The organism is Agrobacterium sp. S7/73 (assembly GCF_019355535.1).
Taxonomy (GTDB): domain Bacteria; phylum Pseudomonadota; class Alphaproteobacteria; order Rhizobiales; family Rhizobiaceae; genus Agrobacterium; species Agrobacterium tumefaciens.
Genome location: NZ_CP072137.1, coordinates 1,632,265 through 1,651,233 on the forward strand (window position 1 = coordinate 1,632,265; position 18,969 = coordinate 1,651,233).

13 protein-coding genes are annotated in these 18,969 nt (G+C 60.1%); 8 read left to right on the plus strand and 5 right to left on the minus strand.

The window, feature by feature from the left end:
• Window positions 1–41: 41 nt before the first annotated feature.
• A complete protein-coding gene (locus J5276_RS22440; protein WP_174012456.1) occupies window positions 42–926 on the plus strand; it encodes a hypothetical protein in 885 nt (294 codons plus the stop codon).
• Window positions 927–1,178: 252 nt separating this feature from the next.
• On the opposite strand, the gene lysS is transcribed toward J5276_RS22440, so the two are convergent.
• The 5 genes from lysS to J5276_RS22465 form a co-directional block, all read right to left on the minus strand.
• Complete coding sequence (lysS, locus tag J5276_RS22445; RefSeq protein ID WP_013762320.1) at window positions 1,179–2,678, minus strand: lysine--tRNA ligase; 1,500 nt, start codon at window positions 2,676–2,678, stop codon at window positions 1,179–1,181.
• 203 nt (window positions 2,679–2,881) lie between these two features.
• A complete protein-coding gene (gltX, locus tag J5276_RS22450) occupies window positions 2,882–4,339 on the minus strand; it encodes a glutamate--tRNA ligase (RefSeq protein ID WP_013762321.1) in 1,458 nt (485 codons plus the stop codon).
• Between the two features lie 212 nt (window positions 4,340–4,551).
• A complete protein-coding gene (locus J5276_RS22455; RefSeq protein ID WP_003516208.1) occupies window positions 4,552–6,324 on the minus strand; it encodes an SLC13 family permease in 1,773 nt (590 codons plus the stop codon).
• Window positions 6,325–6,559: 235 nt separating this feature from the next.
• Window positions 6,560–7,318 carry a TerC family protein gene (locus tag J5276_RS22460; protein WP_003516210.1) on the minus strand — a complete coding sequence of 253 codons (759 nt, stop codon included), beginning with the start codon at window positions 7,316–7,318 and terminating at the stop codon, window positions 6,560–6,562.
• Between the two features lie 182 nt (window positions 7,319–7,500).
• Window positions 7,501–8,187, minus strand: a complete 687-nt coding sequence (locus J5276_RS22465) for a TetR/AcrR family transcriptional regulator (protein WP_003516212.1) — start codon at window positions 8,185–8,187, stop codon at window positions 7,501–7,503.
• Between the two features lie 160 nt (window positions 8,188–8,347).
• On the opposite strand from J5276_RS22465, the gene J5276_RS22470 reads away from it, so the two are divergent.
• From J5276_RS22470 to J5276_RS22500, 7 genes are all read left to right on the plus strand, one after another.
• The gene (locus J5276_RS22470; protein WP_112497599.1) at window positions 8,348–9,553 is read left to right on the plus strand and encodes an HlyD family secretion protein; all 1,206 of its coding nucleotides are present in this window, start codon (window positions 8,348–8,350) and stop codon (window positions 9,551–9,553) included.
• Between the two features lie 30 nt (window positions 9,554–9,583).
• Window positions 9,584–11,167, plus strand: a complete 1,584-nt coding sequence (locus J5276_RS22475; protein WP_013762324.1) for a DHA2 family efflux MFS transporter permease subunit — start codon at window positions 9,584–9,586, stop codon at window positions 11,165–11,167.
• 368 nt (window positions 11,168–11,535) lie between these two features.
• A complete protein-coding gene (locus tag J5276_RS22480) occupies window positions 11,536–12,558 on the plus strand; it encodes a LacI family DNA-binding transcriptional regulator (protein ID WP_013762325.1) in 1,023 nt (340 codons plus the stop codon).
• A 103-nt stretch (window positions 12,559–12,661) separates the two neighbouring features.
• On the plus strand, window positions 12,662–14,116 hold the full coding sequence (xylB, locus tag J5276_RS22485) for a xylulokinase (protein WP_174012458.1): 1,455 nt from the start codon (window positions 12,662–12,664) through the stop codon (window positions 14,114–14,116).
• Between the two features lie 240 nt (window positions 14,117–14,356).
• Complete coding sequence (gene xylA, locus J5276_RS22490; RefSeq protein WP_003516221.1) at window positions 14,357–15,667, plus strand: xylose isomerase; 1,311 nt, start codon at window positions 14,357–14,359, stop codon at window positions 15,665–15,667.
• Window positions 15,668–16,436: 769 nt separating this feature from the next.
• The gene (locus J5276_RS22495) at window positions 16,437–17,816 is read left to right on the plus strand and encodes a GH1 family beta-glucosidase (RefSeq protein WP_113473458.1); all 1,380 of its coding nucleotides are present in this window, start codon (window positions 16,437–16,439) and stop codon (window positions 17,814–17,816) included.
• A 371-nt stretch (window positions 17,817–18,187) separates the two neighbouring features.
• Window positions 18,188–18,817: an NAD(P)H-dependent oxidoreductase gene (locus J5276_RS22500; RefSeq protein ID WP_003516226.1), complete on the plus strand. Its 630-nt coding sequence runs from the start codon at window positions 18,188–18,190 to the stop codon at window positions 18,815–18,817.
• Window positions 18,818–18,969: the final 152 nt, after the last annotated feature.

The window sequence follows — 18,969 nt, forward strand, 5'->3', positions numbered from 1 at the left end:
TGAATGTCAGGATTTTGCGCGTGAAGGCTGTATTCGGACGAATGCGGTTTTCGCGCAAACTCGTTATGATCGGAGGCGGGATCCTGCTTTTGGCGGGTGCGACCGGTTCTGCTGCCGTGTTTATCGGCAGCGAGCGGCTGCTCGGGTCCACCTATGCCTCCGTCAACGGGCTTTCCTGCGACGCAGTCCAGACAGTCAACATCCGCAAGAACGGTTCCCTGTGGGTCCGCAAATTCATTCGTACTGACGGCGGCAACGGCACGGACCGGTTGAAAACAGCGCTGCGTGTCGCCAGGGCAGTTTACGACAAACAGAAGCCTGATCTGGTCCAGGTTTCCGTGCTGGATAAAAACGGCCCGCAATTGCGCTCGGAAATGCGCGGCCGCGCTATCGCGGCCCAGGTGGTCTTCATTGCCGACCCTGCGAAAATTCCCGAAGGCGCCGATGCCCAGCGTTATTCCGCCTTTTATTACGACGGTGCATCAAACGGCAGCGGCCAGTTTTACGGGCTGCGCATCGATCTGCCGCTGGAAGATGCCGAAGCAATGGCCGCAAGCCTGAGCGATGCCGCCGACTGCGCAACCCCCGCTTCGGACGCCGCACCCGAAGGGCATGGCGGAAAAGCCGCAAAAGGCGCGGGCGGACACGGCGAAACCAAGGGCGAAGGCGACGGCGGCCACGACGCTGCGCCGGCGCAAACGCATGAGGGCGGACCCGGTGCGGAAGCCCACGGCGAACCCGTAGCCGACGAAGAACTTCTGACCTCGACCCCGGAAGCCGATGGCGGCAGCATCTTCAGCATCAGCTATCTGAAATCACTGATCTTCGGAAAAGGCACAACGACCGCGCAGGCGGCGGAAGAGAAGCTGGCCGAGAGCGCGCCTGCGGAAGAGCCGGCTGCGGGGAAGGCGAAGGCGTCGCATTAGGAGCGTTTGAGCTCTTGCTGACACCTCGGAACTAAAACCATCTGGAAAATTGATACGGCTGTGCCGACGTTTGTAAAATATCGTCGCAGCGCCTTCTTTCGTGATGCCGGACCTGATCCGGCATCCAGCCTTTGCGCGTCTGCGCCATGAGACGATCTAGCAGGAAATTTTGCCACAGGGGCCACAATGTTCGGTAGAGACCGGGCGCATGAGGGCAAGGGCGGCCATGCGGCCGCCTTCGCTTGATTATCCTTAGTCCGCCTTGTTGCGGCGGGCCGGGAAGAGGATGACGTCGCGGATCGAGGGGGCGTTGGTCAGGAGCATGATCAGGCGATCGACACCGATGCCGAGGCCGCCGGCGGGTGGCATGCCCTGATCGATGGCGTCGAGGAATTCGTCGTCCAGCTGCTTGTCCTTTTCACCGCGGGCATGGGCCTGCTCAAGCTGCTCCACCATGCGGCGGCGCTGCTCTTCGGGATCGTTGAGTTCGGAGAAGGCATTGCCCACTTCCCAGGCGTTGCAATAGCTCTCAAAACGCTCAACGAGGCGCGGTTCGCCCGGCACTTCCTTGGCGAAGGGCGAGATATCCTTCGGGAAATGCGTGACGTGGCTCGGCTGGATAAGCGTACCTTCGACCTTCTCTTCGAAGATGAAGGCAAGGCATTCGCCCCAGGTCCAGTCCTTCTCGACGGCGAAACCGGCAGCCTTGGCGGCGGCGCGGGCTTCCTCGTCAGTCTTGATCGCAAGGAAGTCAATGCCGGTCGCTTCCTTCACCGCATCAGGCATGGGCACGCGCTTGAACGGACCCTTGAAGGAAATTGTCTGGCCCTGGAATTCCACCTCGGTCGTGCCGTGGAGGGCAATCGCCAGCGTCTCGAACAGACGCTCTACGAGACCCATGATGTCTTCGTAGTCGGCATAGGCCCAATAGCACTCCATCATGGTGAATTCAGGATTGTGCCGGGTGGAGACGCCTTCGTTGCGGAAGTTCCGGTTGATTTCGAACACCTTGTCGGAAAGACCTGATACCAGCGTGCGCTTCAGGAACAGTTCCGGCGCGATGCGCAGATACATGTCCATCTTCAGCGTGTTGTGGAAGGTCTTGAACGGATCGGCCGTCGCACCGCCATAAACTGTCTGCAGCATCGGCGTTTCCACTTCGAGGAAGCCTTCGGCCTCCATGAAGCGACGGATGCCGGACAGGATCTTCGAGCGCTGCAGGAAGCGCAGCTTGGAGTCCTCGTTCGCCAGAATATCGAGATGGCGCTTGCGGTAACGCAGCTCGATATCGGAGACACCGTGCCATTTTTCCGGCATCGGCAGCAGCGACTTGGTGAGCATGGTGATTTCTTCGGCGTTGATCGTCAGCTCGCCGCGCTTGGTGCGGCGCACCTTGCCGGTTACGCCGATGATGTCGCCAATGTCGATCATAGGCAGCAGATTGCGCGCCGTTTCCGGCGTCGTATCTTTGTGAGAGAAGATCTGCACCTTGCCCGAGGCGTCATGGATATCCATGAACATGCCGGAATTGCGCGACGAATAAACGCGGCCCGCCACCGTTACCGTGTCGCCGGTTTCCGTGTCCGGTTCGATATCGGCATATTTTTCCGCCAGCTCCGCATTGGTCAGCGTGCGATGGAAATGGGCCGGATAGACATCGCCGATCTGCTCGCGCAGCAGCGCAAGTTTCTGGCGGCGCACTTCGGTGGCGTCGGAGGAAAGGGCGGTGGTTTCGGTTGTCTTGTCGTTCATTGTTCAATCCTGTTGCGGCGTTGCCGCGGCGACAATTGCCTCCCGTATCCCTCATTCCTGTGCTTGTCACAGGAATCCAGTGCGCCCAAGTCCTTGGCGCGGGAGACCTCAATTCATTCTTTCACGGCGCCGACGCGCCGTGGCTGGATTCCTGTGACAAGCGCAGGAATGAGGGGTGGATTTAAAACCCGCCCCGGCAGGCATCAAGCACCGCTGCCAACCATCGTGGCCACAACGGCAATAGCGACCTTCAGGCGCTGGCGCACGACGGAGCGGCCGAGCAGCGCCATCGAGTCAAACAGCGGCAGCGAGCGCGAGGAACCGGAGACGGCGACGAAGAGCGGCGGCGTGACGACGCGCAGTTTCTTGCCCGTGCGTTCGGCAATGTCGCGCAGCTCGGCCTCGATGGCTTCAACGTTCCAATCAGGCATTTTTTCCAGATCGGTGGCAACCGTGGTGAGGATTTCGTGGATTTCCTCGGGTTTGCTTTTGAGACCGGCAAAGGAGGCGGGCGTCAGGCCAACGTCGCTCGAAAGCAGGAAGCCGGCAAGGTTTGGCAATTCGCCGAGCTTGGAAATGCGGCTCTGGGCAAGCTTCAGGCCTTCGGTCAGGCGGGAATTTTCCATCGCCCATTCCAGCGTGCGGGCAATGAAGTCCTCAGGCGTGAGCTTTTCGCGCAGCCAGCGGCCGTTCAGCCAGTCCAGCTTCTGGATATCGAAGATGGCGCCGGCCTTGGAAAGTGCTTCCGGATCGAACTTCGCGGCCAGCTCTTCCATGGTCAGCAGCTCTTCGCCTTCGGCGATCTGGATGAAGAACAGGCCGAGGAAGTTCATCAGCGCTTCCGGCAGGTAGCCGAGCGCGGAATAATAGGAGATCGACGTCGGGTTCTTGCGCTTGGAAAGCTTCGACTTGTCGGCGTTGCGCATCAGCGAAAGATGCATGAACGTCGGCTGGTCCCAGCCGAAATAACGGTAAAGCAGGATGTGCTTGGGCACTGAAGCCAGCCACTCTTCGCCGCGCGCCACATGGGTGATCTTCATCAGATGGTCGTCGATGACGTTTGCCATGTGATAGGTCGGCATGCCGTCGGCCTTGATCAGCACCTGCATGTCAACCGAATCCCAGGGGATCGAGACATCGCCGTAAACGCCGTCATGGAAATCGCACGAACCTTCGGTCGGGATTTTCATGCGCACGACGTTGGCTTCGCCGGCGGCGACGCGGGTGGTCACTTCTTCAGCCTTCAGGTGGAGGCAGAGACCGTCATATTTTGGCGGCTTGCCAGCGGCGCGCTGCGCTTCGCGCATCTGCTCAAGCCGCTCGGGCGTGCAGAAACAGCGGAAGGCATGGCCTTTTTCCAGCAATTCTTCGGCATAGGGCCAGTACATCGGCTTGCGCTCGGACTGGCGGTAGGGACCGTAGGGGCCACCGACGTCAGGGCCTTCCGACCAGGTGAGGCCGGTCCAGCGCAGCGCCTCCAGAACCTTCTGCTCATATTCCAGCGTCGAGCGGGTGGCGTCGGTATCCTCGATGCGCAGGATGAACTCGCCGCCGTGTTTCTTGGCGAAGAGATAGTTGAACAGCGCGATGTAAGCGGTGCCGACATGCGGCTCGCCGGTGGGGGAAGGTGCGATGCGGACGCGAACGCCGGAAGTGGTCATGAAATTCACTCGTCGTGACGGGGTGGTGACATCGGGGCGGCTTCACCCTTCTATCACGAAGTTTTCGTTTGAATGCGGCGGGAAAGGGTGCGGAAAGGCGTGTTGAACGCACTTTTGCATATTTCCGTTCGGCATCGGCTTAGGCCATATTATGCCGCAGGCGTCAAGGAAATATGGCGCTTGCGCTGTCTTCGCCCGGGCGTAAACCGCCCCTAATTCACCGGCCAGACATAAAGCAGCATCGGAATGCTGGCAATGACGATCATGATCGACAGCGGCAGTCCAAGGCGCGGATAATCGCTGAACCGATAACCGCCCGGACCCATGACCAGCGTGTTGCACTGGTGGCCGATGGGCGTGAGGAAATCGCAGCCGGCGCCGATCGCCACCGCCATCAGAAAGGCCTCCGGCCGAAAGCCGAGCGTGGTGGCGAAACCGGCGGCGATGGGTGCCATAACCAGCACGGTTGCAGCATTGTTGAGGAAGGGCGTTACCGCCATGGCAGTCAACAGGATCATGCCGAGTGCTGCGAAGGGCGGCAGTCCTTGTGCGGCATGGCCGAGCCAGGCGGCGATCAGCTCGCTGGCGCCGCTGGTGCGCAGACTGTCGCTGACGGGAATGAGGGCGGCGAGCATGACGAGGATCGGCCCGTCGATCGATTTATAGACTTCGGTCAGCGGTATCGCGCCGACAACGATCATCAGGAAGGCGGCGGCGAAAAAGGCGACGGATACCGGCACCAGCCCGCTGCCGGCGGCAATCATGGCCGCGGCAAGCACGATGACGGGCAAAAGCGCGCGGCGCTGCACTCCAAGCAGGATTTCCCGCTGCGCCAGGGGCAGCAGCGAAAACTCCTGCAATACCTGTGGCAGGTTCTTGCGGCTGCCCTGCAGGAGAATGACGTCGCCCGCCTGCAAGGTCAGGTCGGAGAGCCGCTGGCTGACGCGCTGGCCGCGACGGCTGACTGCAATCAGATTGACGCCGCGGGTGTAGGACAGCGCCAGTTCGCGCGCGGAAATCCCGTTGAGAACGGATTCGTTGCTGATAACCGCTTCCATGGAAATAAGGTCGGCGGTCTTCTGGCCGTTCTCGGTGAGCGGCTTGCCTGACAGCAGCAGCTTGGCCTGCGAGACGATGCGGTCGAGGCCCTCCGGGTTGCCTTCGAGAAGAATGGTGTCGCCCGGCTTCAGATTGACATCGGGGAAGGGGGAGATACGCCGGGGTCCGCGCAGGATCGTGCTGGCGATTACGTCGCCATCCGCCTGTTTCAACAGCTCCCGCAGCGGCTTGTCGGCGTATGTGCTGTCGGCGGGAAGCGTCGCCTCGGCGGTATAGGCCGACTGGTCCAGAATATCTTCCATCGATGCCTGCTGGCGGTTGCGCACCGGCAGCAGGCGGTAACCGAAGGTCAGGAAGATGATGCCGATCACGGTCAGCCCGGCACCGACCGGGGTGAAATCGAACATCGAGAAGCTCTGCCCGGTCATTTCCTCACGCAGCCTGGAAACGACGATGTTGGGCGAGGTGCCGATCTGCGTCATGAGCCCGCCCAGAAGGGCGGCGAAGGCCATGGGCATCAGATAATAGGAAACAGGGCTGCCGGATTTGCGGGCGAACTGGAAAGCAACCGGCATCATGATGGCAAGCGCGCCGATGTTCTTGATGAAGGCCGACATGATGGCGACGACGATCATCAGAAAGGCCAGTTGCAGGGTTTTGGAGTGCATCTCCGGGAAATATTTCTTGATCGTCATATCGACGACCCCTGAACGCGCCACGGCCGAACTGACGATCAGCGCGCTGCCGACGATGATGACGATATCGTCCGAGAAACCGGAGAACGCCTTGTCGAAAGGCACGACCCCAACCGCCACAGCCACCAGCAACGCGCTGCACGCGACCACATCATAGCGGAACCTGTCCCATATGAACGCGACCATCATGCCGGCGATCACGGTAAAGGCGAGGATCTGGTCGGTCGTCATGCTTGCTTATGCTTTCGAAGGAGAGACGGCGGGACGGACTCTTCCGGTAGGGATGTCGAAGAACGCGAGGCGGGGCATGCGGTTCCGAATGGCCGGCGCGTTCCACACGTTCGCGTCATACCGGCCTTGAGCCGGTATCAGCCGCCGCGCGTCGGCGCGGCGGAAAGTGTCCCTTCAGCCCAAGGGCTTGGGCTGAAGGGATGCCGGATCAGGTCCGGCATGACGGTCAGGGCAATCAGTGCGGTTTGGCCGCCTGTGCTTTCTTGCGCTGTCTGGCGTTACGCGCCAGCATGTTGAGCAGTTCCACCAGCGCCGAAAACGCCATGGCGGCATAGACGTAGCCCTTGGGAACATGGAAGCCCATGCCTTCGGCGATCAGGGTCGTGCCGATCATCATCAGGAAGGCGAGTGCCAGCATGACGATGGTGGGGTTGCGCTCGATAAAGTTGGCGAGCGGCGTTGCGGCGAGCAGCATCACGGCAACGGCAAAGATCACGGCCACGATCATGATCGGCAGATGCGGTGTCATGCCAACGGCGGTGATGATGCTGTCCACGGAGAACACGAGGTCGAGCAGCAGGATCTGGCCGATGGCGGCGCCGAAATTCATCGCAACCGGGCCGCCCACCATGTCTTCCTTGTGATCTTCAGGATCGACATTGTGGTGGATTTCCTTGGTGGCCTTCCACATCAGGAAGAGACCGCCGGCGATGAGGATCATGTCCTTCCACGAGAAGGCGTGGCCGAAGATTTCGAAGACCGGCGTGGTGAGCTGCACGATCCAGGCCACAGTGCCGAGAAGGCCGAGGCGCATGATCAAGGCAAGCCCGATGCCGATCTTGCGGGCTTTTTCGCGCTGTTCAGGCGGAAGCTTGTTGGTGAGGATCGAGATGAAGATCAGGTTGTCGATGCCAAGCACGACCTCCATGACGATCAGGGTGACCAGCGCCACCCAGGCAGCGGGGTCGGACAGAAGAGGGAGAACGGACTCCATCAGGGAATTTTTCCTTTCAGCAACAAGGCCACCCGAAACATTCGGTTCGTGGAATTTATAGCGCAATACGCGAGAAACAAGGAGACCGCGCCTGTGATAGGCAAGATTTCATCGAAATTTCGCGCAAACCGCGTATCAGGCCCCGTGCCGTTGCCGGTCCGGTCGCCCGTTGCTGAATGATTTCAGGCCTTGTCGGTTCCGTAAGCCGCCATGAACACCATGATGGCGCTGTCGATCACCCGGTCCAGCTCCTCTTCGGGAACCGGGCCTTCGAGTTCTCCGAACAGGCGCAGCTTGAAGAAAGTTCCCGTGGAAAGCTCGATATATTGCCGGGCGGCAAGTTCGACGTCATCGACCTTGAGATGGCCGAGCGAGACCTGATGCTCGATGAAATCCTGAAGAACGGTGCGCACGTTGTTGGGTGCTGCGATGAAGAAACGCTGCGCCAGCTTCGGCATGCGGTCGATAACGCCGATCACCGAGCGCATGGCCGGTATCATTTCGGAGCAGATCATCTTGTTGGCGAAGGCCTTGCCGAACTGTTTCAGGCCGTCGCGCACCTCTTCGGTGCCGGCCAGAATGTTGCGCATGGAGGTCGCGAATTCCTGGCGGTGATGATCGACAAGGGCGGCGAACAGGTCTTCCTTGTTGGAGAAATAGACATAGATCGTTCCCTTGGAAACGCCGGCTTCCCGCGTGATGTCGTTCATGCTGGCGGCATCGAAGCCCTTGCGCTTGAACACGCGCCAGGCGCCGGCAACAATCTGCTCACGCTTGGCCGGGTCTTCGCCCGCAGCAAAACGCCCGGCGGGGTTTCCCGGACAGCCCGTTTCGGTTTCCGTCTCCATATCCATGTCTTCACCTGCCATCGTTACCGGTTCCTAGCACTGCAATGGCGTAAAAAAAATTAACCGAACGTCGAACCAATCAGTTCGATTACACTTGATATGTGTCAGGAAAGGGATTATGTCAATCGAACCGAACGGTTCAGTTCGAAAAACTTTCTTCAATTTATCACGGTACAATCTCATGTCGGCCCAGAAGAATAGCGCGGTTCGCGCCGTCAACGATGCGGAAGAGGCGGACGTTTCCGCCAAGGCTGAGACCTCTCCGGCAAAGCCGGTGGAGGCCCCGCCGCAACAGCCGCCACAGACAATTGCCGCACGTAAGAAGAAGAAGCGTTCGCCGCTTCTGCCGATCTTTGCGATCGCCCTTCTCGCTGGCGCCGGCTGGTACGGTTATAACTGGTGGATCGACGGTCGCTTCATGGTTTCGACGGATGACGCCTACATTCAGGGTGATATCGCGGTCATCGCGCCCAAGGTTTCGGGTTACATCGCCAAGGTGAACGTTGTCGAAAACCAGGAAGTCAAGGCGGGTGATCCGCTGGTTACTCTGGATGACGGCGACTATCGCATCGCGCTTGAACAGGCCGACGCGCAGATCCGCACTGAGGAACTGTCGCTGAAGCGCATCGACGCGCAGATCATCGGTGGCGAGGCAGCGCAGGAACAGGCCGTTGCCCAGAAGGGCGCTCTGGATGCGGCCCTTCGCGGCGCGGAAATCACCCAGAAGCGCGCCACCGAATTGCAGGCGAAGGATGTCGGCACCGTTGCCGCTTCCGACAGCGCGCAGGTCGCGCTCGATCAGGCCAGGGCGAATGTCGTAGCCGGCGAGGCGGCGATCTCGTCCGCGAAAGCCAATGTCGAGCTTCTTCGCGCCCAGCGCGAGGAAGCCGAAAGCACCATCCGTTCGCTGCAGCTTTCCAAGGACAAGGCGGCCCGCGATCTGGCCTTCACCGTGCTGAAAGCGCCTTATGACGGCGTTATCGGCAATCTGGCGGTGCAGACGGGCGATCTCGTTTCGGTCGGCAAGCGCCTTGCTTCGCTGGTGCCGTTGAACGAGCTTTATATCGACGCCAATTTCAAGGAAACGCAGCTGGCCCGCGTGGTGCCCGGTTCGAAGGTCCGCGTCCATGTGGATGCTTTCGACGACGAGACCATTGAGGGCACGGTCCAGTCGATATCGCCCGGTTCCGGTTCGGTCTTCTCGATGCTGCCGCCGGAAAACGCCACGGGTAACTTCACCAAGGTCATCCAGCGCGTACCGGTGCGTATCGTCTTCTCAAAGGAAGATCTCGCCAAGCACAATCTGCGTGCGGGCCTGAGCGTCGTCGTCGATGTGGATACCCGCACGGCGCCGGAAAACACGAAAACGGCGCACGTTAACCCATAGGCCAACCAGGGCGTCGTTGAGGGCAAGATCATGGCGGCTACGGTTGTCGGCACAGGCGGGGTATCTGTTCCCGTCGATCCACCCATGGACAAGCGCAGGCTCATCGCGTTCTTCGCGATGGTCTTCGGCATGTTCATGTCCATTCTCGATATTCAGATCGTCTCCGCCTCGCTTGCGGAAATCCAGGCAGGTCTCGGGGCGGGCTCCGACGAGATCGCCTGGGTGCAGACATCCTATCTGATCGCAGAAGTCATCATGATCCCTCTGTCGGGCACGCTGGCGCGCATCCTGTCCACGCGCGTATTGTTTGCCACCTGCGCCGCCGGCTTCACCCTGTCGAGCGCGCTCTGCGCCACCGCGACCAATATCGACCAGATGATCGTCTACCGGGCGATCCAGGGCTTTATCGGCGGCGGCATGATCCCGTCGGTCTTTGCGGCCGCCTTCACCATTTTCCCGCCCTCCAAGCGTTCGGTCGTCTCGCCGATCATCGGTCTCGTCGCCACGCTTGCGCCCACCATCGGTCCCACGGTCGGCGGTTATCTTTCCAATGCCTTCTCCTGGCACTGGCTGTTCCTCGTCAACATCATTCCCGGCATCATCGTCACCATCCTGACATGGAGCCTGATCGATTTCGACAAGCCTGAAACCTCGCTCTGGAAGAAGTTCGACTGGTGGGGGCTGATCTCCATGGCCGTCTTCCTCGGCTCTCTGGAATACGTGCTGGAAGAGGGCAACAACAAGGACTGGTTCAACGACGAGCATATCGTCATCGGTTCGGTGGCCATGGTCATCGGTGCGGTGGTGTTCTTCTGGCGTGCCTTCAAGGTGGACTTCCCCGTTGTGGACATCCGCGCCTTTGCGGACCGAAATTTCTCCATCGGCTCGCTGTTTTCCTTCGTGATGGGCATAGGGCTTTACGGGCTGACCTATCTCTACCCGCTCTATCTCGGTCGCGTGCGCGGTTACGATGCGCTGATGATCGGCGAGACCATGTTCGTTTCCGGTCTTGCCATGTTCTTCACCGCGCCGATTGCCGGCAAGGTGTCCACCAAGCTCGATCCGCGCATCATGATGGCCATCGGCTTCATCAGCTTCGGTTGCGGCACGTGGATCATGACGCATGTGACCACCGACTGGGATTTCTACGAGCTGCTGATTCCGCAGGTCCTGCGCGGTTTCGGACTGATGATGTGCATGGTGCCGATCAACAACATCGCGCTCGGCACGCTTCCGCCCGCGCGCATCCGCAATGCCTCGGGCCTGTTCAACCTCACCCGCAACCTCGGCGGCGCGGTTGGCCTTGCCGTCATCAACACCCTGCTGTCGCAGCGCACCGACGATCATTATGTGCGGCTGGCGGAACATGTCAGCTATTCCAATCCACAAGCGCTGGAGTGGCTGAACAATGTCGGCGCGAACTATGATTCCTACGGGCTGGACGGTGCTTCCGTCGCGATCAAGAAGCTGGTCGGCATGGTCTCGCAGCAGGCGTGGATACTCGCCTTTGCGGATGTGTTCTTCGCGCTGACCCTGCTGTTCGGCAGCCTGATCTTCATGACCGTGCTGATCCAGAAACCCAAGGCAGCGCCGCCACCAGACGCGGCGCACTGAACAAAATCCCCTCCCATCCACCGCAGAGCTGGGGCCGTCGGAAATGACGGCCCCTTTTTTGTGTGCTTCGCGATACTTTTCCGTCATGCCGTCCTTGAGCCGGTATCCAGTAAGCCCAAGTCCTTGGCCCAGGGCTAAAATGACGGAAGTTGTTGGTCAGCCCCGATATTCTGCAGCCTGTTGATTTTATTGACGTGTCTAAATCCTTGGGAAAAGCCGAGGGATGACGCCGGGCAAAGGCGCGCACCCATAGTGCAAAGGTAGAAATAAAGTGAAATCATCGTCTTGCTGAAAATGTGAGGTACGTACATCATTTTTCGGTTTACGACGGCGGCAAAGCTGGATATTCAAATGGCACGGGAGGAAACATGAAGCCGACAGTTCACGATATCGCCGAGCGGGCGGGTGTCAGCCTTGCCACCATCGACCGGGTGCTGAACATGCGCCCCGGCGTTCACGCCGCTACTCGAGCGCGGGTGGAGGCGGCGATTGCCGAGCTTGGTTATGTGCGCGATATCGCTGCCGCCAATTTGGCCAAAGGTCGCAATTATTCACTGGTCTTCATCCTTCCCGGCAACGACAATTCCTTCATGGCGACGCTGCGAGCCGAAGTTCGTGCCGCAGCCGCCCGTGCCCATCTGGAGCGCACGGCGATCCGCGTTATCGAGGTGCCGCCTTTCAATGCCGCGGCACTGACGGAGGCGCTGGAAGTCGCGCGGCGGGAAAAGCCGTCGGGCGTCGCCTTCGTCGCGACCGATTCTGAGGATGTTGCTGAAGCCGCAGACCGGCTGGCCGAAGATGGCATCGCCACCGTCACGCTGGTTTCCGATCTCTCCGGTTCGCGCCGCGACCATTATGCCGGCGTCGACAACGTTGCGGCCGGGCGCACGGCGGCTAGCCTCATGGGGCGCTTCCTGTCCGGGCGCGGCGGCGATATTGCGGTCGTTGCCGGCTCCATGCTGGTGCGCGACCATCGCGAACGCCTAGACGGCTTCCGCTCCGTCATCGAAAGCGAATTTCCGGACCTGCGACTATTGCCGGTCCTCGAAGGCCGGGACGATCCCGTCACCGTCGAGGCGCTGGTCACCAAGGCGCTTGCGAGCGACGCGCTGTCCGGCATCTACAGTCTCGGCGCCGGTAATCGTGGCCTCATCCGGGCGCTCAGAGCGTCATCGGGCGAAAGGTCGCCATCCGTCATCGCCCATGAGCTCACCGAAAACACGGCCAATGCGCTGCGGGAAGGCGTGCTTGATGCCGTGCTCAACCAGGATGCAGGGCATGAGGTGCGCAGCGCCATTCGCGTGTTGAAAGCGCGCGCGGATGGTCTCGCTGTCATCGCCGCGCAGGAGCGTATCCGTATCGACATATTCCTCAGGGACAATCTGCCCTGAGGAGAGCATTTCCAGGAAAAGTGGCCGCCGGTTTTCCGTCCGGAAATGCGGTGACCCTTAAAATCGCTGAAGTGGCGCAAGGAGCGCCGGAATGGAGAATTACATGTATCTCGGTCTCGATCTTGGAACATCCGGTGTCAAAGCCCTGCTGATGGACGGCGATCAGAAGATCGTCGGCTCGGCCAACGGCTCGCTGGAGGTCTCGCGCCCGCATCACGGCTGGTCGGAACAGGACCCGGCGGACTGGATCGCTGCCACGAAAACCGCAGTCGAAGGTCTGAAGCAGAAGTTTGCGAAGGAACTCGCTGCCGTGAAAGGTATCGGCCTTTCCGGCCAGATGCATGGCGCGACGCTGATAGACGCGAGCGGCAATGTGCTGCGGCCGTGCATTCTGTGGAACGACACGCGCTCCTATGCGGAGGCTGCCGAACTCGATGCCGATCCGCGCTTCCGCAAGATCACCGGCAACATCGTATTCCCAGGCTTTACCGCACCGAAACTGGCCTGGGTCGCGAAGAACGAACCTGAAATCTTCGCGAAGGTGGCCAAGGTACTGCTGCCGAAGGATTACCTGCGACTGTGGCTGACGGGTGAATATATCTCGGAAATGTCGGATTCCGCCGGCACATCGTGGCTGGATACCGGTGCACGCAAATGGTCTGCCGATCTTCTGGCGGCGACCGGACTTGAAGAAAAACACATGCCGTCGCTGGTCGAAGGCACCGAGGAGGCAGGTGTGCTGCGTGCCGAGCTCGCCTCGCAATGGGGCATTGCGGGCAAGGCCGTGGTGGCCGGCGGTGCGGGTGACAATGCCGCTTCCGCCTGCGGCATGGGCACGGTGAAAGCGGGCCACGCGTTCGTTTCGCTCGGCACTTCCGGCGTGTTGTTTGCCGCCAACGCCTCCTATCTGCCGAAGCCGGAAAGCGCCGTACACGCGTTCTGCCACGCGCTTCCCAACACATGGCACCAGATGGGCGTCATCCTGTCCGCTACCGATGCACTCAACTGGTATTCGCGCCTCACCGGCAAGTCCGCAGCCGAACTGACGGGTGAACTGGGCGACGAGCTTCTGGCGCCGAGCGGCGTCACTTTCGCACCCTATCTTTCCGGCGAGCGCACGCCGCATAACGATGCCGCCATTCGCGGCTCTTTCATTGGCCTTTCGCATGAAAGTGACCGCAGGGCGCTGACGCAGGCTGTGCTGGAAGGCGTGACTTTCGCCATCCGTGACAATCTCGAAGCGCTGAAGTCGGCCGGCACCTCCATTTCCCGCGTCACCGCCATCGGCGGCGGTTCGCGCTCGGCCTATTGGCTGGCCTCGATCGCGACTTCGCTCGGTGTGCCCGTGGATATTCCGGCCGAGGGCGATTTCGGCGCCGCTTTCGGCGCCGCCCGACTCGGTCTCATCGCTGCAACAGGTGCAGATCCGGTTGCAGTCTGCACGCAGCCGGAAACGGCGCGGACGATCGAGCCGGTGGTGGCGCTTGGCGATGCTTATGAGGAGGCTTACCAGCGGTATCACGCGCTTTATCCCGCCATTCGGTCGCTTTCGCATTGAGGTTTTGCGTGCGCCGTTCACCCCTCTCTGCCCTGCCGTGCATCTCCCCCACAATGGGGGAGATCGACAAGCGGCTAGGTCACGTCCTCCTGTGAGGTCGCGATCGAAGCGGTTGAGCGCAACTTGCTGATCTCCCTCCTTGTGGGGGAGATGTCCGACACGACAGAGGGGGTAAGCGGCCCGCGCAGACCTCGAATTTTTGAACACCACCTAAACCCACCCCAGAGGAGGAACCATCCAATGAGCACAGGCTTCTTCGGCGATATCGCCAAGATCAAATATGAAGGCCCCGACAGCACCAACCCGCTCGCCTTCCGCCATTACAACCCCGACGAGATCGTTGCCGGAAAGCGTATGGAAGATCACCTGCGCTTTGCCGTGGCTTACTGGCACACCTTCACCTGGCCGGGCGGCGACCCATTCGGTGGGCAGACGTTCCAGCGTCCGTGGTTTGAAGACACCATGCAGGCCGCCAAGCTGAAGGCCGATGTCGCCTTTGAATTCTTCTCGCTGCTCGGTTCGCCGTTCTATTGCTTCCACGACGCCGATGTGCGCCCGGAAGGCAGGAACTTTGCCGAAAACACCAGGAACCTCAACGAGATCGTCGACTACTTCGCGCAGAAGCAGGCTGATACCGGCGTAAAGCTTCTGTGGGGCACGGCGAACCTGTTCTCCAACCGCCGCTTCATGTCGGGTGCCGCGACCAATCCGGACCCGGATGTCTTCGCATTCTCGGCTGCGACGGTGAAGACCTGCATGGATGCCACCAAAAAGCTCGGCGGCGCCAATTACGTGCTATGGGGCGGTCGTGAAGGTTACGAAACGCTGCTCAACACCGATCTTTCGCGCGAGCTGGACCAGCTCGGCCGCTTCCTCAATCTGGTTGTGGAATACAAATACAAGATCGGTTTCGAAGGCACGATCCTGATCGAGCCAAAGCCGCAGGAGCCGACCAAGCACCAGTACGACTACGACGTCGCAACCGTTTATGCGTTCCTGCAGAAGAACGGTCTCGAAAAGGAAGTGAAGGTCAATATCGAGCAGGGTCACGCCATCCTCGCCGGCCATTCCTTCGAACACGAACTGGCCATGGCCAATGCCTTCGGCATTTTCGGCTCCATCGACATGAACCGCAACGATTACCAGTCTGGCTGGGATACCGACCAGTTCCCCAACAACGTACCTGAAATGGCGCTGGCCTATTACCACGTACTGGCCGGCGGCGGCTTCACCAATGGCGGCACCAACTTCGATTCCAAGCTGCGTCGCCAGTCGCTTGATCCGCAGGACCTGCTGATCGGCCATATCGGCGGCATGGATTGCTGCGCCCGCGGTCTGAAGGCGGCGGCGAAGATGATCGAGGACGGCGCGCTGTCGAAGCCGCTGTCGGAGCGTTACGCGAAGTGGGACGCACCTGAAGCCCAGAAGATGTTGCGCGGCGAGCTGAAGCTCGAAGAAATCGCAGCGCTGGTCGAGCGCCAGGATATCAACCCCGAGCCGAAGTCCGGCCGTCAGGAATATCTGGAGAACGTCGTCAATCGTTACGTTTGACGGGCTGGTACGTTCATAAACAAAGGACGGGGGAGCATCCCCCGTCTAGAGGCTGGTTAAAGCCGCAAAACCTCTCCTCCGTCATCCTCGCGACACGCCCGAGGATGACGTCGTATCTGCGGTGTACGGCACCGTTCGGTCTCCGGGCCCGATGGTGCAGATAACATTCCATAAAATGAGACTAAGAAGGTTGCGATAGCTGGATTAAGGGGGCATGCTTGCCGTCTGCTGCCAAAGGCGAGAACATTTCCGCGCCACCCCTCCTTTCTTTCCAGTCACTTACCGCAAAACCTTTCCCCGCATGTCCCCACCCGTCCGTTTTGCAGCATCATTCCCCTGCAACCGGAACGGAAGGGCGATACGCGCGGCGCCTTTCGCGGACCGGCTGCCGGCATCGACAAGCGTGGTTCTGGCAAACCGCGTTCCGGAAAGGCGTCCCGCAATTGCCAGCAGCGGGAAGGGCCGATCCGGTAGGTGTCGTGAAAAGGCTGTCACAGATCGACCGGCATTCCGGTCAACAAGGCGCGGCCCGGCAGATGCAAGACTTTCCACCACACTCAACTCCCATCCGCATTTGCCGGGCTGTCGTTTCTCCCGCCGCCGGGAAACCGTTGCGGCGACTCTCGTGTACCTAAAGCGCTTTGGATATCTTAACCGCGCTGCTGAAACGTTGCAGATTTTGCGTGCCTGCGGCTGTATCTCATTGCTGACTTGGTCTAAACCGCTCTCCATCTTTTGACGCTCGATGGATGACGAAAGGGCCTATCCGATGACCGATCACAAAGCGCTTGCAGCCCGTTTCCCCGGCGATTTCCTGTTCGGCGTGGCGACCGCCTCCTTCCAGATCGAGGGTGCCACCAAGGTTGACGGCCGCAAGCCATCCATCTGGGATGCCTTCTGCAACATGCCGGGACATGTCTTCGGGCGCCACAATGGCGACGTTGCCTGCGATCACTATAATCGCTGGGAGGATGATCTCGATCTCATCAAGGAAATGGGTGTCGAGGCCTATCGTTTCTCCATTGCCTGGCCGCGCATCATTCCCGATGGATTCGGTCCGATCAACGAGAAGGGGCTGGATTTCTACGACCGCCTCGTCGATGGCTGCAAGGCGCGCGGCATCAAGACCTATGCGACGCTTTACCATTGGGACCTGCCGCTGACACTGATGGGCGACGGCGGCTGGGCCTCGCGTTCCACCGCCCATGCCTTCCAGCGTTACGCCAAGACCGTCATGGCACGGCTTGGCGACCGGCTGGATGCGGTGGCGACCTTCAATGAACCCTGGTGTGCGGTCTGGCTCAGCCATCTCTATGGCATTCATGCGCCGGGCGAGCGCAACATGGAAGCAGCCCTTGCGGCCATGCACCACATCAACCTTGCCCATGGTTTTGGCGTCGAGGCGTCCCGCCATGTTGCGCCCAAGGTGCCGGTCGGACTGGTGCTGAACGCCCATTCCGTCATCCCGGCCTCCGATAGCGACGCCGACATGAAGGCAGCTGAACGGGCATTCCAGTTCCACAACGGCGCGTTTTTCGATCCGGTCTTCAAGGGCGAATATCCGGCCGAAATGATGGAGGCCCTGGGCAGCCGCATGCCGGTGGTGGAGGCGGAAGACCTGTCCATCATCAGCCAGAAGCTCGACTGGTGGGGCCTGAATTATTATACACCGATGCGCGTTGCCGACGACGCTACCGAAGGTGCGGAATTCCCTGCCACCAAACCAGCCCCGGCCGTCAGCGATGTCAAAACCGATATCGGCTGGGAAGTCTATGCGCCGGCGCTGCATTCCCTGGTGGAGACGCTCTACGAGCGCTACGAGCTGCCCGATTGCTACATCACCGAAAATGGCGCCTGCTACAATATGGGCGTCGAAAACGGCGAGGTGGATGATCAACCCCGTCTTGACTATTACGCCGAACATCTTGGTATCGTTGCTGATCTGGTGAAGGACGGTTACCCCATGCGGGGTTACTTCGCCTGGAGCCTGATGGACAATTTCGAATGGGCGGAAGGGTACCGCATGCGCTTTGGCCTCGTTCACGTGGATTACGAAACGCAGGTTCGTACGTTGAAGAACAGCGGCAAATGGTACAGCGCGCTGGCATCGGGTTTTCCGAAGGGGAACCACGGTGTGATGAAGGGGTGAGGCTTTCTCCCTCATCCCTGTGCTTGTCACAGGGATCCAGCCGCCCCAAGTCCTTGGGCTAGAATGAGTATTTGCGCCACGCAGACGCGTGTCGGCTGGATTCATGTGACAAGTACAGGAATGAGGGTGGAGAGGCTGGCTCGTGTGTGAACTTTACCTGCCGTATTCCTCACCAGGAAAGCACGCGATCGCTCTCCCCAATAAAGTTCTTCCACCTTACTATCAGTTTTCCAAACTTTTTTGCCAGTTACCCGGCGGTGCCTGCTTGCGCCTGCCATCCTGTCTCCTATGTCAGGCAGGCTACGCAGACGTAGCGCCTGCTGCTGCCTCATCCGGAGCGGTGCGGGCTGGTCCTCCCAGGGAAAACGAACATGCTTATCGAAAAACTCAACTGGCGTTATGCCACCAAGAAAATGGATCCTTCCAAGACTGTTGCGGAAGACAAGGTCGAGCGCATCGTCGAAGCCGCCCGGCTGGCGCCCACTTCCAGCGGGTTGCAGCCGTTCGAAGTCATCGTCGTTACCGATCCGGAAGTGCGCGCAAAGATCCGCGAGATCGCCTGGAACCAGGCGCAGGTGACTGAAGGTTCGCATCTTCTGGTGTTTGCGGCGTGGGATAACTACACGCAAGAGCGGATCAACCATATGTTCGACTTGGTCAACGAAGAGCGTGGCGTCAAGAACGAGGGCTGGGAAGCGTATCGTCAGAAGCTTCTCTCCTCCTATCCGCAGCGTGATGAGCAGGTGAATTTCGAACACGCAGCCCGTCAGGCCTATATTGGTTTCGGCATGGCGGTGGCGCAGGCTGCTTTCGAGGGTGTGGATTCCACACCGATGGAAGGTTTCGATCCGGCCAAGCTGGATGAAATCCTCGGCCTGCGTGAAAAGGGCCTGCGCTCCGTTACCATCCTGCCGCTCGGATACCGCGAGCCGGAAGGCGACTGGCTGGTGAACCTGAAGAAGGTCCGCCGCCCGCTTGAGGAATTCGTCAGCCGCGTCTGATTTCCACGCACTCGCGAAGTCTTGACTGCCGCAGGGCCGCACAGACGGCTTTGCGGTAGATTTTTTCTCTGATTTCAGATAATTGAAAAATCATCCCTGTTAAAAGATGGCGCCTGCGGGCAAGTATGCGCCATCGAATTGCCGATCCCCGG

What these genes read in the sequence shown, in the direction of transcription:
- J5276_RS22440 (WP_174012456.1), top strand. Translation starts at nt 42, where the DNA reads ATGCGGTTTTCGCGCAAACTCGTTATGATCGGAGGCGGGATCCTGCTT.
- lysS (WP_013762320.1), bottom strand. Translation starts at nt 2,678, where the DNA reads ATGAACGACAAGACAACCGAAACCACCGCCCTTTCCTCCGACGCCACC.
- gltX (WP_013762321.1), bottom strand. Translation starts at nt 4,339, where the DNA reads ATGACCACTTCCGGCGTTCGCGTCCGCATCGCACCTTCCCCCACCGGC.
- J5276_RS22455 (WP_003516208.1), bottom strand. Translation starts at nt 6,324, where the DNA reads ATGACGACCGACCAGATCCTCGCCTTTACCGTGATCGCCGGCATGATG.
- J5276_RS22460 (WP_003516210.1), bottom strand. Translation starts at nt 7,318, where the DNA reads ATGGAGTCCGTTCTCCCTCTTCTGTCCGACCCCGCTGCCTGGGTGGCG.
- J5276_RS22465 (WP_003516212.1), bottom strand. Translation starts at nt 8,187, where the DNA reads ATGGCAGGTGAAGACATGGATATGGAGACGGAAACCGAAACGGGCTGT.
- J5276_RS22470 (WP_112497599.1), top strand. Translation starts at nt 8,348, where the DNA reads ATGTCGGCCCAGAAGAATAGCGCGGTTCGCGCCGTCAACGATGCGGAA.
- J5276_RS22475 (WP_013762324.1), top strand. Translation starts at nt 9,584, where the DNA reads ATGGCGGCTACGGTTGTCGGCACAGGCGGGGTATCTGTTCCCGTCGAT.
- J5276_RS22480 (WP_013762325.1), top strand. Translation starts at nt 11,536, where the DNA reads ATGAAGCCGACAGTTCACGATATCGCCGAGCGGGCGGGTGTCAGCCTT.
- xylB (WP_174012458.1), top strand. Translation starts at nt 12,662, where the DNA reads ATGTATCTCGGTCTCGATCTTGGAACATCCGGTGTCAAAGCCCTGCTG.
- xylA (WP_003516221.1), top strand. Translation starts at nt 14,357, where the DNA reads ATGAGCACAGGCTTCTTCGGCGATATCGCCAAGATCAAATATGAAGGC.
- J5276_RS22495 (WP_113473458.1), top strand. Translation starts at nt 16,437, where the DNA reads ATGACCGATCACAAAGCGCTTGCAGCCCGTTTCCCCGGCGATTTCCTG.
- J5276_RS22500 (WP_003516226.1), top strand. Translation starts at nt 18,188, where the DNA reads ATGCTTATCGAAAAACTCAACTGGCGTTATGCCACCAAGAAAATGGAT.